At 72.5% G+C, this 13,336-nt stretch carries 17 protein-coding genes; 6 read left to right on the top strand and 11 right to left on the bottom strand.

The genetic code is table 11. From position 1 onward, the window contains the following. Positions 1-4: 4 nt before the first annotated feature. Positions 5-661: a PadR family transcriptional regulator gene (locus tag ABH929_RS01200; protein ID WP_404559815.1), complete on the top strand. Its 657-nt coding sequence runs from the start codon at positions 5-7 to the stop codon at positions 659-661. Positions 662-799: 138 nt separating this feature from the next. Here ABH929_RS01200 and ABH929_RS01195 read toward each other — a convergent pair whose 3' ends face one another. Continuing rightward, positions 800-1,420, bottom strand: coding sequence for an alpha/beta hydrolase (locus ABH929_RS01195; protein ID WP_404559814.1), 621 nt, complete (start codon positions 1,418-1,420; stop codon positions 800-802). A 73-nt stretch (positions 1,421-1,493) separates the two neighbouring features. On the opposite strand from ABH929_RS01195, the gene ABH929_RS01190 reads away from it, so the two are divergent. Continuing rightward, positions 1,494-2,036 carry an NUDIX hydrolase family protein gene (locus ABH929_RS01190; RefSeq protein WP_205463352.1) on the top strand — a complete coding sequence of 181 codons (543 nt, stop codon included), beginning with the start codon at positions 1,494-1,496 and terminating at the stop codon, positions 2,034-2,036. A 102-nt stretch (positions 2,037-2,138) separates the two neighbouring features. Here ABH929_RS01190 and ABH929_RS01185 read toward each other — a convergent pair whose 3' ends face one another. Continuing rightward, positions 2,139-2,348, bottom strand: a complete 210-nt coding sequence (locus ABH929_RS01185; RefSeq protein WP_111083508.1) for a CsbD family protein — start codon at positions 2,346-2,348, stop codon at positions 2,139-2,141. A gap of 142 nt (positions 2,349-2,490) precedes the next feature. Further along, positions 2,491-4,098: a DEAD/DEAH box helicase gene (locus ABH929_RS01180; protein ID WP_404559813.1), complete on the bottom strand. Its 1,608-nt coding sequence runs from the start codon at positions 4,096-4,098 to the stop codon at positions 2,491-2,493. A gap of 288 nt (positions 4,099-4,386) precedes the next feature. Here ABH929_RS01180 and ABH929_RS01175 point away from each other — a divergent pair, with 288 nt between their 5' ends. Continuing rightward, positions 4,387-5,220, top strand: a complete 834-nt coding sequence (locus ABH929_RS01175; protein ID WP_404559812.1) for an endo alpha-1,4 polygalactosaminidase — start codon at positions 4,387-4,389, stop codon at positions 5,218-5,220. Positions 5,221-5,335: 115 nt separating this feature from the next. Here the strand turns inward: ABH929_RS01175 and ABH929_RS01170 are convergent, their stop codons facing one another. The 3 genes from ABH929_RS01170 to ABH929_RS01160 all read right to left on the bottom strand — a co-directional run bounded on the left by ABH929_RS01170 (position 5,336) and on the right by ABH929_RS01160 (position 6,892). Beyond that, positions 5,336-5,695 carry a GntR family transcriptional regulator gene (locus ABH929_RS01170; RefSeq protein WP_165901018.1) on the bottom strand — a complete coding sequence of 120 codons (360 nt, stop codon included), beginning with the start codon at positions 5,693-5,695 and terminating at the stop codon, positions 5,336-5,338. Between the two features lie 10 nt (positions 5,696-5,705). Next, complete coding sequence (locus tag ABH929_RS01165; RefSeq protein WP_404560463.1) at positions 5,706-6,278, bottom strand: DUF1684 domain-containing protein; 573 nt, start codon at positions 6,276-6,278, stop codon at positions 5,706-5,708. A gap of 131 nt (positions 6,279-6,409) precedes the next feature. After that, positions 6,410-6,892 carry a hypothetical protein gene (locus ABH929_RS01160; RefSeq protein ID WP_173168952.1) on the bottom strand — a complete coding sequence of 161 codons (483 nt, stop codon included), beginning with the start codon at positions 6,890-6,892 and terminating at the stop codon, positions 6,410-6,412. Positions 6,893-6,966: 74 nt separating this feature from the next. Between ABH929_RS01160 and ABH929_RS01155 the strand changes: the two genes are divergently transcribed. Next, a complete protein-coding gene (locus ABH929_RS01155) occupies positions 6,967-7,734 on the top strand; it encodes a carbonic anhydrase (protein WP_404559811.1) in 768 nt (255 codons plus the stop codon). 3 nt (positions 7,735-7,737) lie between these two features. On the opposite strand, the gene ABH929_RS01150 is transcribed toward ABH929_RS01155, so the two are convergent. After that, on the bottom strand, positions 7,738-8,370 hold the full coding sequence (locus tag ABH929_RS01150) for a GNAT family N-acetyltransferase (RefSeq protein WP_263089358.1): 633 nt from the start codon (positions 8,368-8,370) through the stop codon (positions 7,738-7,740). A gap of 97 nt (positions 8,371-8,467) precedes the next feature. On the opposite strand from ABH929_RS01150, the gene ABH929_RS01145 reads away from it, so the two are divergent. After that, complete coding sequence (locus ABH929_RS01145) at positions 8,468-9,073, top strand: hypothetical protein (protein WP_263089359.1); 606 nt, start codon at positions 8,468-8,470, stop codon at positions 9,071-9,073. 67 nt (positions 9,074-9,140) lie between these two features. Beyond that, a complete protein-coding gene (locus ABH929_RS01140; protein ID WP_111083501.1) occupies positions 9,141-9,443 on the top strand; it encodes a DUF427 domain-containing protein in 303 nt (100 codons plus the stop codon). 18 nt (positions 9,444-9,461) lie between these two features. Here the strand turns inward: ABH929_RS01140 and ABH929_RS01135 are convergent, their stop codons facing one another. From ABH929_RS01135 to ABH929_RS01120, 4 genes are all read right to left on the bottom strand, one after another. Beyond that, positions 9,462-10,721: an Nramp family divalent metal transporter gene (locus ABH929_RS01135; RefSeq protein ID WP_404559810.1), complete on the bottom strand. Its 1,260-nt coding sequence runs from the start codon at positions 10,719-10,721 to the stop codon at positions 9,462-9,464. 451 nt (positions 10,722-11,172) lie between these two features. Then, complete coding sequence (locus tag ABH929_RS01130) at positions 11,173-11,868, bottom strand: CGNR zinc finger domain-containing protein (protein ID WP_123311680.1); 696 nt, start codon at positions 11,866-11,868, stop codon at positions 11,173-11,175. A 47-nt stretch (positions 11,869-11,915) separates the two neighbouring features. Next, entirely contained in the window at positions 11,916-12,407 is a 492-nt protein-coding gene (locus ABH929_RS01125) for a SprT-like domain-containing protein (RefSeq protein WP_263089361.1), read from the bottom strand. Continuing rightward, on the bottom strand, positions 12,404-13,234 hold the full coding sequence (locus ABH929_RS01120; protein WP_404559809.1) for a hypothetical protein: 831 nt from the start codon (positions 13,232-13,234) through the stop codon (positions 12,404-12,406). The genes ABH929_RS01125 and ABH929_RS01120 overlap by 4 nt, the downstream gene beginning before the upstream one ends. Positions 13,235-13,336: the final 102 nt, after the last annotated feature.

Genomic DNA, 13,336 nt, shown 5'->3' with positions numbered 1-13,336 from the left:
CACCATGCGCCCCATGCACAACGACAACGACAGCAACCACCACCCGCGCGGCCCCCGTTTCGGCGGCGCGCGGCAGCACCACGGCGCCGGCTTCCCCGGCCGCGACCGCGGTGACCACGAGCACGGCGGCCGAGGTGGCCGTGGCTTCGGCCCGGGCTTCGGGCCGGGCATGGGCTTCGGCCCCGGCTTCGGTGGCTTCGGCGGACCCGGCTTCGGTCGCGAACGCCGCCGCCGCGGTGACGTCCGCCTCGCGATCCTCGGCCTGCTGGCCGAGGGGCCGCAAAACGGCTACGCCGTGATCAAGACCATCGCCGAGCGCACCGGCGGCGCCTGGAAGCCGAGCCCCGGCTCGGTCTACCCGACGCTCCAGCAGCTCGTCGACGAAGACCTCGTGGTCTCGTCGGGCGACGGCCGCAAGACGCTCTTCGAGCTCACCGACGCCGGCAAGGCCGAGGCCGAGGCGAAGGCCGACGAGATCGCAGCGGCGCTCGACGCGGCCCCCGGGATCCCGGGCGCGCAGCGCGAGTTCTTCGAGGCGCTCCGGAAGACCATGGGCGTCCTGCAGATGTACCGGACGACCGCGACGGAGGACCAGGCCAAGGCCGCCACCGCCAAGGTCGACCAGCTCCGCAAGGACCTCCTGCAGATCCTCGCCGACTGACGGACAGGAGGCACGGCGCCAGCCCGCACCGTGCCTCCCGTCGATCGTCTGGTCCCGCCCACCGCGAGACTCGGCCTGAGCGGCATCACTCGCGCTCGCGAGCGCGAGTGACGCCGCCGAGCCCGAGTCTCGGGGCTCCTACGCGCCGTCCATGAAGGCCGCGACGTCCGACAGCTCCGCTGCCGACACCGCGTGCGGCAGGCCCTCGTACGTCCGATCGGTCACGGTGGTGTTCGCCGCCGCCCACGCCTGCGTCCGCGCAGTGGCCTCCGCCGGGATCACCGGGTCGAGGTCACCGTGCCCCAGGAAGACCCGCGGGCGGACGGCGGCGACGGCCTCGTCACGCGGGTCCGTCACCCCCGGCACGACGAACCCGGACAGCGACACCGCGAACGCGAACGCAGCCGGTCGTGCACGCAGCAGCTGCAGCGCCATCGACCCGCCCTGCGAGAACCCGAGCAACCCGATCCGCTGGTGGTCGGCGGCGACGGAGTCGACCCACGCGAGCACCTCGGCGACCGCGGCGTCGACGGGCTCGAGTGCGGGGGAGCCCGGCGTCCCGAGCGGGTACCAGCTGAACCCCTGGCCCCACGGCATCGGTGCCCGCAGTGACGCCATCGTCCAGGCCGCCGGCAGCGCGGGGGCGAGTCCGAGCAGGTCGCGTTCGTTCGACCCCACCCCGTGCATGGTCACGAGCAGCGGTGTCCCTGCGCGTTCTTCCTCGGGACGGGTCCACTGCACCAGGTCTGCATCGATCATGTGGACAACGCTAACCATCCCCAAGTCCCGCGCCTTCCGCCGAACTCGACGCCGTCCCTGGTAGACACGGTGCATGGCCTCGTTGCAAACCCCCGACCCCGACTCCGGCTGGCTGTCCGACGAGGAACTCGCCAACGCGCGTCGTCGACTCCCCATCTGCTACGTCGAGGCGATCCCCGTCCGCACCGACGGGCTCGGCGTCGTGACCGAGGTCGGGGTGCTCCTGCGCGTGGCCCCGAGCGGCTCGATCGTCCGCACCCTGGTGTCCGGTCGTGTGATGTTCGGCGAGTCCATCCGCACGGCGCTCTTCCGTCACCTCGAGAAGGACCTCGGCCCGATGGCGTTCCCGCAGCTGCCGTCGAGTCCGACGCCGTTCACGGTGGCCGAGTACTTCCCGCTGCCCGGCGCCTCGGTGTACACCGATGAGCGGCAGCACGCGATCTCGCTGGCCTACGTCGTCCCGGTCACCGGCACGTGCGAGCCCCGGCAGGACGCCCTCGAGCTCACCTGGATGACCCCGTCGGAAGCGGCGTCGGACGGCGTCGCCGACGACATGGAGGGTGGCCGCGGCGCCCTCCTGCGCGCGGGCCTCGCGTCGGTCGGCGCGCTCATGTAGCGACCCGCCCCGTTCCCGTACACGACGGAGCACCCGCACACGACGAAGCCCCCGGATCCGATCGGATCCGGGGGCTTCGCAGCGCGGTACTGGACCGGCTTGTTACTTCGTGTCGCGGTCGCTCTTGAGGCTGTCGGCGACGCCGGAAGCGGCGTCCTTGACGTTCGTACCCGCCTGCTTGGTGTCGGCCTTGACCTGATCGGTCTTGCCCTCGGCCTTGAGGTGGTCGTTGTCCGTCGCGTTCCCGACGGCCTCCTTGACCTTGCCTGCCGCCTTCTCAGCGGCGTTCTTGATGTCTTCGATCCCAGCCATAGGCACTCCTTCCAACAGCGGACGTTTCCCCGTCAGCCGCTCGCGCGGCATCCGGTGAAGGAGAACCTACGCCTCGGGGGCGTCCGCTTCGCAGGCGCCGCCAAGGTTGTCCCCCGCTGGTCAGCGCGGCCGGGTCGACAGGTCAGTGGCGGTCGGCAGCGCCGGCCGGACGGGAGGCACGGCGCGACGAGCCACGACGGCCCCCGCCCGACTCCTGGCCGGCTCCACGGCCCGCGGCGTAGCCACCGTCCGAGGACCAGACGGCAGAGGACCCACCGCGCACGGTGTCGCTGCCGGCGCGACGGCTGCCGCCGCTGCGGCGACCACCCGTCGAGCCCGCGCCCGCGGCGGCGGAGCGCCCGGTGCCCTCGGAACGTGCGCCGCGAGCCGGACGGCCCTGACGGCCCCCGGCCGAACCGGCGGACTCGGAAGCCGAGCCGGCACGCGCGGGCTGGCCCGAGCCTCCCGGACGGCCGCCGCGACCACGACGACCACGGTCACCGGCGGAATCGGCGGAACGCTGCTTCGGCTGACGCTGCTGCTGCGCGGGCTGGTCCTCGGCGACGTGGCGGATCGGGGCGACCTCGCCGACGAGCGTGGTGACCGCCGGGGAGGTCGCGGTGACCTGCTGCGGGGTGACCTTGATCGCTGCGGCACGCATCATCTGCGCGACGTCGCGACGCTCGGCGGGCATCGTCACCGTGACGACGTCACCGGACGAACCGGCACGGGCGGTACGGCCCGAGCGGTGCAGGTACGCCTTGTGCTCGGTGGGCGGGTCGACGTGCACGACGAGCTCGACGTTGTCGACGTGCACACCACGGGCGGCGACGTCGGTGGCGACGAGGACGAGGGCCTCGCCGGACGAGAACTTCGCCAGGTTCCGCTCACGGGCGCCCTGCGACAGGTTGCCCTGCAGGTCGACGGCCGGGATCCCCTGGCTGCTGAGCTGCTTTGCGAGGCGCTTGGCGTGGTGCTTCGTGCGCATGAAGAGGATGCGGCGACCGTTGCCCGAGGCGAGGGTGCTCACGAGGTGCTTCTTCGCGTCGGCGTCGGCGACCTCGAACAGGTGGTGGGTCATCGCCTCGACGGGGCTGTTCGCCTCGTCGACGGAGTGCATCACCGGGTTGTGCAGGAACTTCTTGACGAGCTTGTCCACGCCGTTGTCGAGCGTGGCGGAGAACAGCAGACGCTGCCCCTGCTCGGGCGTCGCCTGCATGATCTTGGTCACGCCAGGCAGGAAGCCCATGTCGGCCATGTGGTCGGCCTCGTCGAGGACGGTCACCTCGATGTCACCGAGGTTGACGTGGCCCTGCTGCATGAGGTCGGCGAGACGGCCAGGGCACGCCACGACGACGTCCACGCCGCCGCGCAGGGCGTCGACCTGACGGCCCTGTCCGACGCCACCGAAGATGGTCGTGGTGTTGAGGCCCATGGCCTTCGCGAGCGGGGCGAGGGCGACGTCGATCTGGGTCGCGAGCTCACGGGTGGGGGCGAGCACCAGGGCGCGCGGGCGGCCGGCGCGGCGCTTGCGGCCACTGGCGGCGAGGCGGGCCACGAGCGGGATCGCGAACGCGATCGTCTTGCCGGAGCCGGTGCGGCCACGGCCGAGGACGTCCTTGCCCTGCAGGGAGTCGGGGAGCGTGTCCTCCTGGATCGGGAACGCGGTCTCCTTGCCCTGGTCGGCGAGGACGGCGACCATCGGCGCGGGGACGCCCAGGTCGGAGAAACGGAGGTCATTGGTGGTCATGGTGACCTTTCGAGCCGGATGAGACCGGCTGTGGGCGCGCTCTGAGGCAGCGCGCGGGCGGGATGCGCGCCAACAGAGGTGGCTGGCGCAGTCGCCGCAGCAGAGAAGCCTGGGCACCTTCGGGAGGTGCTCGATCATCGACCAGAGGATCAGTGGAACGTGGTCGGGAGTTCGGGGCGTCCGTACGACGCACGAGACGATCGGCGTCTCGAGTACCACCAGCATAGCGTGTGGACCCCGCAGAACCCAGGACCGGCCCGTTCGCCGTGCGCATGCGAGGATTCCCGGGTGCGTACGCGAACCGTCCTGATCACCACCGCGATGGCCCTGGTGGCCGTCCTCGGCACGGCCGGCTGCGCCGAGGCTGCTCCGACCAGCGCTGCGGCGAGCTACCGCAACCTGCCGACCTCGGGGCGCCCGGACTACCAGCTCGGCGGCTCCTACACGCCGCCGTCCGGTGTGACGATCGTCGAGCGGGACAGCACCGCGAAGCCCGCGAAGGGCAAGTACGACATCTGCTACGTCAACGGGTTCCAGACGCAGCCCGAGTCCGCCCGCACGTGGACGAAGTCGTACCCGTCGGCGATCCTGCGCGACCGGGCCGGCAAGCCGGTGTCCGACCCGGGCTGGCCGGACGAGATGCTCCTCGACACCCGGACGGCGGCGAAGCGCGCGCTCATCACGAAGGTGCTCGCGAAGTCCATCGCCCGCTGCGGCGACCGCGGGTTCGACGCGGTCGAGTTCGACAACCTCGACTCGTGGACCCGGAGCGGGAAGCGGCTGACGCGCGCCGGCAACCTGGCGCTCGCGAAGTCACTCGTCGACACCGGGCACCGCCACGGCCTGGCCGTCGGGCAGAAGAACACGCCGCAGCTCGGGGCCTCCGGCCGGAAGCAGACCGGGTTCGACTTCGTCGTCGCCGAGGAGTGCGTGCAGTACCGGGAGTGCTCGGCGTACACGAAGGCCTACGGCAAGCGGGTCATCGACATCGAGTACGCGGACACCCTCGAGCGCTCGTGGGCATCGGTGTGCGGGCTGGAGGACCGGCCCGCGATGACGATCCTCCGCGACCGCGACCTGGTGACACCGACGGACGACGCCTACGTCTTCGAGCACTGCTGAGCGCGGGTGTTCCTTCCCAGAACGCCCGCGATGGAACGTCGAATCGGGCGTACTGGGTCGGAACTTCGGACCAGGTACGCCCGGAAGCACCAGGTACGCCCCCGAAGCCCCGCGCCTACGCGGGCCAGGCGTCCTTGAGCGCCGTCGCTGCCTGGTCGGCGGACAGCCCCGCAGCGCGGGCAGCGGCTGCCAGCGCGCGGGCCGCATCGGCCACGGCGTCCGGCACCTCGGCCGGCCGCACCACCCGGGTGCCGGCACCACGCGCGGTGTGCACGAGCCCGGCCTCCTCGAGCAGCTGGTAGGCCTTCGCGACCGTCCCGGCCGCCAGCCCGAGCTCGTCGGCCAGCCCTCGCACGCTCGGCAGCCGTTCGCCGTCGACGAGGTACCCCGCGCCGATCTGCGCCGCGATCTGCGAGCGGACCTGCTCGAAGGGCGGTACGCGTCCGCCGGCGTCGAGTGCGACCAGTCCTGCCATGCGTTCCACCCTAGAAGTCGTACTGCTCGCCGACCGGGATCGGCACCGGCACGGTGTTGCCGGGAGGCGCGAGCGGGCACGCCCACGCCGGGTCGTACGCGCACGACGGGTTGTACGCGAAGTTGAAGTCCAGCACGAGCGAGTCGGCGTCGTCGCCGCCCAGGTCCGAGCCCTTGATCGTGTCGAGCAGGTAGCGTCCGCCGCCGTACGTGCCACGGGCCTTGCCGGCGCTGGAGTCCTTCACCGGGACGAACAGCCCGCCCGCGTAGCCGCCGTGCGACCAGACGTCGAGCGTCCCGACGCCCGGGACCGTCACGACGCCGAGGCGGTCGAAGTGCACGGTGCCGTCGGTTCCGGTCTCGTAGTCGAACGCGGCGGCCTCGGCCGGTTCGATGCGCACCTGGAACCGCCAGGCGGGGTCGTAGTCCGGAACGGGCAGGGACTCGAAGTCGCGGGCGTCCTCGTCCAGGAGCGGCGACGCGGGGTGTTCGGCGAACATCGCGTCGCGGGTCTCCCGCCACAGTGCGTGCGCCGTCTGGGGGTCCGGCGTCGCGCGGATACGGCGGTACAGGTCGAACGTCATGCGCCGCCAGTCCACGGTCGCCAGCGTGCTGCGCACACGGTCGTCGGTCGTCGGCTCCTGGGGGCGCGTCTGGCTCACGTGGTCGAGGCTACGCCCGCTCCGCGGTGGACGGGAGGCCCGACTCGCCTCGGTCAGGCGGCATCCGTCCGCCAGGTGGGCGCGAGCGCACGCATCCGGTACGCCCGCCACTGCCAGATGACCCACATCCCCGGCCACAGCAGTGCGCCGAGGGCCCACGGCCGCATCCGGTAGGTCAGGCGGTCGATGAGCAGCGTCCGGTCGCCAGGAGCCGGCACGACCGCCATCCGGTGGCGCATCGTCATCCGGCCGAACAGCCCGCTCGTGCCACCGCCGTTGTCACGCTGCACGGGGACGCCGTCGATCTCGTACAGGTCGAGGTCGACGTGCGTGTCGCCGCTGGGCACGAGGCCGAACGCACTCGCGGTGATCGGGTGCGGGTGCCCCGGTTCCCACCGCTCGGGGAACCCCTCGGGGCTGCGCGAGCGGTACACCAGGAACGGCTTCGTCACCGCGACCATCACGGACGGGGACAGCAGGGCATCGCGCACGGCGTCGACCGGCGCATCGAGGACGATCCGGATACCGACGTGCATGCCCAGGACCCTACGCTCGCGGCCGACGACCACTCTCGGCAAATGTGAAATACGAGTATGTGAGTGTGGACAGCATGCGATCCACTCACCCCCGCCTCCCCTTGCTCGTCGCCCCAGCAGTCCTCCTCGCCCTCGCCGGCTGCGCGGCCGAGACGCCTCCCGAGGCCGACGCACACGACGCCGGCACGTCGTGGTCGTACGAGGGAGCGAGTGCCCCGCAGCACTGGGGTGGTCTCACCGACGAGTACGGCACGTGCGGCGCCGGCGACCAGCAGTCACCGATCGACCTCCCGGCGGCCCGAGGTGGCGCCGACCTCGACCTCGTGGGCTCGGGCGCTGTCCGGGGGCTGACGGCGGACAACGGGCACACCGTGCAGTTCACCGCTGACGACGGCGCCTCGACGACCGTCGCCGGCGAGGAACTCGACCTGGTGCAGATGCACTTCCACGCGGGCTCGGAGCACACCGTCGACGGCGATCCGGCCGACGCGGAGTTCCACTTCGTGCACGCCGACGACCGCGGAGCCCTGACCGTCGTCGGGGTCCTCGCCGAGCGGGGCGCGCACAACCCCGCGTACGAGAGCTACCTCGCCGGGGCGACGGCAGGGGCGGGTCGCGAGAGCACCGTGGACGTCGAGGCGATGCTGCCCGCGTCGCGCTCCTTCGTGACCTACGAGGGCTCGCTCACCACGCCGCCGTGCACCGAGGGGGTGCGGTGGATCGTGCTCGAGGACCCGATCGAGCTCGGCGCCGACCAGCTCGCCGACCTCGAGGCAGCGCACGTCGAGAACGCGCGTCCGGTCCAGCCACTGGGCGACCGGACGGTCCGTCACACGCTCTGACGGTCAGGCGTGCCGGGCGGACCGGCGGCGCGACCCCTCGGCGCGGTCGTGCCGCCGGAGCCGCTCGGCCAAGGACAATCGGACCGCCGGCCACTCCGAGGCGATGATCGAGAACACCACGGTGTCGCGGAGCGTGCCGTCGCGACCGATCGAGTGGCTCCGCAGCACGCCGTCCTGCTTGGCGCCCAGACCGGCGATCGCGGCGCGGGACTGGTGGTTGTGCCAGTGCGTGCGGAACTCCACCGCGATGCACTGCCAGGCCTCGAACGCGTGGGACAGCATCAGCAGCTTCGCCTCGGTGTTGATGCCCGATCGTTGCGCCGACTTCGCCAGGAAGGTGCTGCCGATCTCGACGTGCCGGTTGCCCGGGTCGATGTTCATGAAGGTCGTCGAACCCACGACGCGGCCGGTCGGACGGTCACGCACCGCGAAGGGCACCATGCGGCCGGCCTCGTGCTCGGCGAGGCGGCGGTCGATCTCGTCCTCGACCTGGGCCGGCGCGGGCACCGAGGTGTACCAGGTGCGCCACAGATCGCCGTCGGTCACCGCTGCCCGCAGGTCGTCCGCGTGCTCCTGCGACAGGGGCTCGAGCGTCACACGGTCGCCGGTCAGGGTGGGCGCGGGGGCGATCTCCATGGAAGTGCATCCTACGGTCGTCGACCATGGTGGAGCCTGTCGGGACGGCCACCCTGTGGAGAGGGACAGCATCGTCCGGGCGGCTATCGTGACGGACGTGGCAGAACGCACCCAGGAGCAGTACCAGGTCCGGTTCGCGTGGGGCGCCGGTGGTGCGGCACGCATCGTCCACGGCGCACACCTCGTCGTCTGGGTGGACGTCCTGCCGGCCTCGCCGGACGCGGCGGCGCAGCGCCGCGCGTTGCGGAACGCGACCGCCCAGCTGCCGGACGGTCCGGAGGTCGTGCTCGGCCACCTCGGCAACGCGAGTGCGATCGCCGAACGGGTGACGGGCCTCCAGGCCGATCGCGGCGACCGGTGCGTCGTCGCGGTCGTCGCCGCCGGACTGCACCATCCCGGAGCGCTGGACGACGCGGCCGAGGCCGCGGGCGAGACCGTCGACGTGCCCGACGCACCGGACTTCGCCGTCGAGGACCTGCTCGCCGCCGGCGCCGTCGTCGACGCACTCGCCGCGGTCGGGATCGACCACACCTCGCCGGAGGCCGCCGCGGCCTGCGCGGCGTACACCGGGCTCCGGCGCGCGGTGAAGCACCTGGTCACGGCGTCCGAGAGCGCGGCCGTCCTCGGTCGCGAGCAGTCGCACGCGGCGCTCGCCGTCGGACCGGACCTCGTCGTCCTGCGGGAATCGCGGGGCCGGGCGTAGCGTTCGGGCGGACAGGGACCGGAGCGCCGTCCAGGCCGTCCGGCACCAGCGAGCGAAGGAGCAACGCATGAAGGCAGTCGTCGGCGACACGGTGATCGCGGAGGCCCCCGAAGAGGACCTCATCAAGATCGAGGGCAACTGGTACTTCCCGCCGTCGAGCGTGAAGTCCGAGCTGTTCACCGAGAGCCCCACCCAGTACCACTGCCCGTGGAAGGGCGACACCCAGTACTTCACGGTGAACGTCGACGGACAGGCGCTGCAGGACCGCGCGTGGTCCTACCCGACGCCGATCCCGTCGTCGTTCGACCGCGTCGGCAAGGACTACTCGGGCTACGTCGCGTTCTGGAAGGACGTCACGGTCGTCGAGTGACGACCGACGTCATGGCGCTCACTGCGTCACCGTCAGCACGATCAGCGCGACGTTGAGCGCCACGATGACCGCCGCGATCACCCACGCCACCACGCGGGTGGTCGCGGCGTTCACGTCCGTGCCCATGATGCTGCGGCGCGACGTGTAGACGACCAGCGGGACGATCGCGAACGCGATCCCGAAGCTCAGCACCACCTGGCTCACCACCAGCAGCATCGTCGCGTCGGCACCGATCGCGAGCAGCACGATCGCCGGCGCCAGGGTGATCACGCGCCGCGCCACGAGCGGGATCCGGACGTGCAGCAACCCCTTCATGATCTCGGCGCCGGCCATGCAGCCGACCGAGGTCGAGGCCAGTCCGGACGCCAGCAGCCCCACCGCGAACAGCACTCCGACGACGGGCCCGACGTGGTCGGCGATCGCCCGCTGGGCACCGGGGATCGAGTCGGTGCCGGCGACGCCGGGCAGCGTCGCCGCGGCGAGGACGAGCATGCAGATGTTGACGCCGCCGGCGACGACGAGCGCGAGACCGACGTCCCACCGGGTCGCGACGAGCACGCGGCGGCGCTCGGGGCCGGCGGGCACGTCGCCGTGCCGGTCGCGGGCGAGCGCCGAGTGCAGGTAGACCGCGTGCGGCATGACCGTCGCACCGAGCATCGACGCCGCGAGCATCACCGACTCGGAGCCCTCGAACCGCGGCACCAGGCCGCTGACGAGCTCGGCGGGGGAGACCCGCGCGAAGAGCAGTCCGGCGCAGAACCCGACGGTCAGGATCGCGAGCATCGCCGTGACGACGGCCTCGAAGGTGCGGGTCCCGCGGCGGCTGTGCAGGGTCAGCAGGAGCATCGAGACCACGCCCGTGATGAGCCCGCCAGCGACGAGCGGCAGGCCGAAGAGCAGGTGCAGGGCGAGTGCGCCGCCGATCACCTCGGCGATGTCGGTCGCGGCCGCGACGATCTCGGCCTGCCCCCAGAACAGCAGTCTCGGGGTGCGACGCATCCGCAGGCCGAGGTGCTCCGGCAGGGACTTGCCCGTGACGACGCCGAGCTTGGCGGACAGGTACTGCACGACCACGGCGCTGGCGTTCGCGGCGACCAGGACCCAGAGCAGCAGGTAGCCGTACTTCGCACCGGCGGTGAGGTTGGCGGCGACGTTGCCGGGGTCGACGTAGGCGATGGCCGCGACGAACGCCGGGCCGAGCAGGGTCAGGCTCGTGGCGCGGCGGCGCGGCGTACCGGAGGGCTGCTCGGTGGTCCTGGCGGCGGCGGTGTCGGTCACGGGACCAGCATGCCAGAGAATTCGGCATGCCGAATCTTTATCTTCGATACGGCGTTGCGCTGGCCGGTCGCCACTTGCGCGTGAGTGTGTCGGGTGGTCACAACTCATCGCTTGCCTTACGTCGGCTGGTCGCAATCTGTCGGCTGCGCCGCTGTCGGGCGACGGTTGGTGACCGCTCGGCGGAGGTGAGCGGGGTGTCGTGACCGCTCACGAAGGGCGGACAGGAGGCCCGTGGCGGCGCGGCCACGCGCCTCCTGTGCGGTCGGGTGGTCGCGACTCGTCGCTTGCTTTTCGTCGGCTGGTCGCAATCTGTCGGCTGCGCCGCTGTCGGGCGACGGTCGGTGGCCGCTCGGCGGAGGTGAGCGGGGTGTCGTGACCGCTCACGAAGGGCGGACGGGAGGCCCGTGGCGTCGCGGCCACCAGAGGCGGTCACGCCGTGCTCACTCCGCGGTCAGGCCGCCGCGCGCCGAGCGCGGTGTGCACGGACCTTGGCGCGGTTCCCGCAGCGCTGCATCGAGCACCAGCGACGCGTCCCGCCCCGCGAGGAGTCGTAGAAGACCAGCGCGCAGTCGTCCGCCGAGCAGCGGCTCAGACGCGTCGGCCGGCCGTCGGCCTCGACGTCGTCGAAGCCGACCTCGGTGAACAGCGCGACGGCGTCGCGCGCGACGCTGGACAGCGCCTGGGCCAGTCGGACGCGGTTGGCTCCGGCACGGCGTCGGCCACCCGGGAGGCTCGGGGGCACGTCCGGCAGGGCGGCGAACAGGTTGACGGTGTCGATGTCGTCGGGCGCGGGGCGCGTGCGGCCGGTCCCGGCACGCAGGCCCGCCGCGACGGCGGTGCGCTCGGCCGCGGTGGTCGCCGGGCCGGGGGCCGCGGCGACGGCGAGTCGGGCGATCGCCGCGCGGAGCGCGCGGGCGTCCTGCAGCTCGCGCGCACTCGCCCCGACGTCGATCGGCTCGGTGTGGTCGCTGAGCCACTCGTCCAGGTCCGCCGGGCTCGCGAGCAGCTCACCGAGTTGCGATCGGGGACGCCGGCCGTCCGGGTCGTCGGCGAACCCACCCGTGTGCGCGAAGTCCAGGGCGATCCGACCGGCGTCGAAGAACCAGGTGGATCCGGCGTCCGTGCGGATGTGCTGCCCCGTGTGCATCCGTCCAGGCTAACGGGTTACCGGCGCGCCTCCGAGCGCGGACGGACTCATGCGGTAGTCGAGGCCACCGTCGACGGGGTGTCAGCGTCGCTCCGGCGCCGCCAGACGATGGCGTTGCGGGCGTCGAACCGGCGGGAGCACCGCGCACAGGCGAGCTGGCGGGTGGGCGTTCGGTACCGGAAGTGCTCGTGTCCGGCGGGACAGGTCCCGATCCACGGTGCGAGCTCGCTGGCGATCGGGCCGTCGTGCAGCCGCGAACCCGTGTACCCGATGGCGGCCGCGGTCCGCTTCCACTTCGGGCCGTGGCCCGCACGTGCCCCGGCGAGGGCGTGGGCGACCTCGTGCAGCAGGACCTGCTCGACGTCGTCGTCCGAGAACCGTGCGGCCAGGTGTCGGCTGACGGTGATGCGTTTCCGGGCGAAGTCGCACTGTCCCGCGCGGGTCTTCGCGTGGTCGAAGCCGAAGGCCCACGAACCAGCGCCGAGGTGCTCGGTGATGAGTGCCTCGGCCCGGGAGCGGACCGTCTCGAGTGCGGTCACTGGTCGGCGCGGGGGTCGGCCTGGCCCTTCTTGGCTGCCCGGGCGGCGATCCGTCCCCAGATGTCGTCGGCCTCGGTGCGCGCGGCGTCCGGCGCCCCGAGCACCCGGCGGCGGATCGGCGGGACCTGCTTGACCGGCTCGGCGACGCGCATGGTCGGTTCGTCGTCCTCGGCACGGCGGGCGGCGACCTCACGGGCCGTCCGCGGCTTGTCGGCGGGTTCGGCGGGGCGCGTGATCGAGGCCCGCATCGCCGCCTCGACCGCGGTGCGCAGGGCGTCGGTGCGCTCGGACGGGGCTCCGGCCTGACGGAACGCCTGGTAGGCGCGGGACAGTGCGGCGCGGGCCTCTTCGAAACGGTCGTTCTCGAACAGCGACCAGCCCTCGATCTCGGCGGCGGCACCCTCGAGCTCCGGCCACTCCTCGGTCGCCGCGGTGTCGCGGGCCAGGGCGGCCTCGGTCGCGGCACGGTCGTGCCGACCGAGGTCGTGCAGGATGTGTGCGCGCCGGATCCGGGCGGCGACCTTGTCCTGGCGTTCGCCCGTGAACATCGCGAGGCGGAAGACCTCCTCCGCGACGACGAGTGACTCGTCGAGGCGGCCGAGCAGGCGGAGGAGCTCGGCGCGTTCCGCGAGCGCCTCGGTGCTGCGGCTCTGACCGAGGTCACGCAGACGCTGGTGCACGGCGTCGACGTCGACCGCCGGCCGCAGGCTGATGGGCGCGAAGGTGCTGCCCGGGCTGACCCCGGCCGTCACGGGAGCCGCGTGGCGCGGTTCACGGGACTGGTCGGACGGGTCGGGCTGCTGGCGGTCGTCGGGCGGGAGGGACATCGGTTCGAGGGTAGCCGCGCTCTGCCGGGAGCGGCCGGTGCGACGCGCTCGGGCTTCGCGTCGGTGGACGCGGAACGGCCCGCCGTGCCGGAGCACGACGGG

It is taken from the genome of Curtobacterium sp. AB7 (assembly GCF_044909335.1).
Lineage (GTDB): Bacteria > Actinomycetota > Actinomycetes > Actinomycetales > Microbacteriaceae > Curtobacterium.
The sequence above is the reverse complement of the archived record's forward strand: the minus strand, read 5'-3'. Positions and strand labels throughout refer to the sequence as shown.

Coding starts and splice junctions, on each gene's coding strand:
- ABH929_RS01200 (WP_404559815.1), top strand. CDS start 5: ATGCGCCCCATGCACAACGACAACGACAGCAACCACCACCCGCGCGGC.
- ABH929_RS01195 (WP_404559814.1), bottom strand. CDS start 1,420: ATGATCGATGCAGACCTGGTGCAGTGGACCCGTCCCGAGGAAGAACGC.
- ABH929_RS01190 (WP_205463352.1), top strand. CDS start 1,494: ATGGCCTCGTTGCAAACCCCCGACCCCGACTCCGGCTGGCTGTCCGAC.
- ABH929_RS01185 (WP_111083508.1), bottom strand. CDS start 2,348: ATGGCTGGGATCGAAGACATCAAGAACGCCGCTGAGAAGGCGGCAGGC.
- ABH929_RS01180 (WP_404559813.1), bottom strand. CDS start 4,098: ATGACCACCAATGACCTCCGTTTCTCCGACCTGGGCGTCCCCGCGCCG.
- ABH929_RS01170 (WP_165901018.1), bottom strand. CDS start 5,695: ATGGCAGGACTGGTCGCACTCGACGCCGGCGGACGCGTACCGCCCTTC.
- ABH929_RS01165 (WP_404560463.1), bottom strand. CDS start 6,278: ATGACGTTCGACCTGTACCGCCGTATCCGCGCGACGCCGGACCCCCAG.
- ABH929_RS01160 (WP_173168952.1), bottom strand. CDS start 6,892: ATGCACGTCGGTATCCGGATCGTCCTCGATGCGCCGGTCGACGCCGTG.
- ABH929_RS01155 (WP_404559811.1), top strand. CDS start 6,967: ATGCGATCCACTCACCCCCGCCTCCCCTTGCTCGTCGCCCCAGCAGTC.
- ABH929_RS01150 (WP_263089358.1), bottom strand. CDS start 8,370: ATGGAGATCGCCCCCGCGCCCACCCTGACCGGCGACCGTGTGACGCTC.
- ABH929_RS01140 (WP_111083501.1), top strand. CDS start 9,141: ATGAAGGCAGTCGTCGGCGACACGGTGATCGCGGAGGCCCCCGAAGAG.
- ABH929_RS01130 (WP_123311680.1), bottom strand. CDS start 11,868: ATGCACACGGGGCAGCACATCCGCACGGACGCCGGATCCACCTGGTTC.
- ABH929_RS01120 (WP_404559809.1), bottom strand. CDS start 13,234: ATGTCCCTCCCGCCCGACGACCGCCAGCAGCCCGACCCGTCCGACCAG.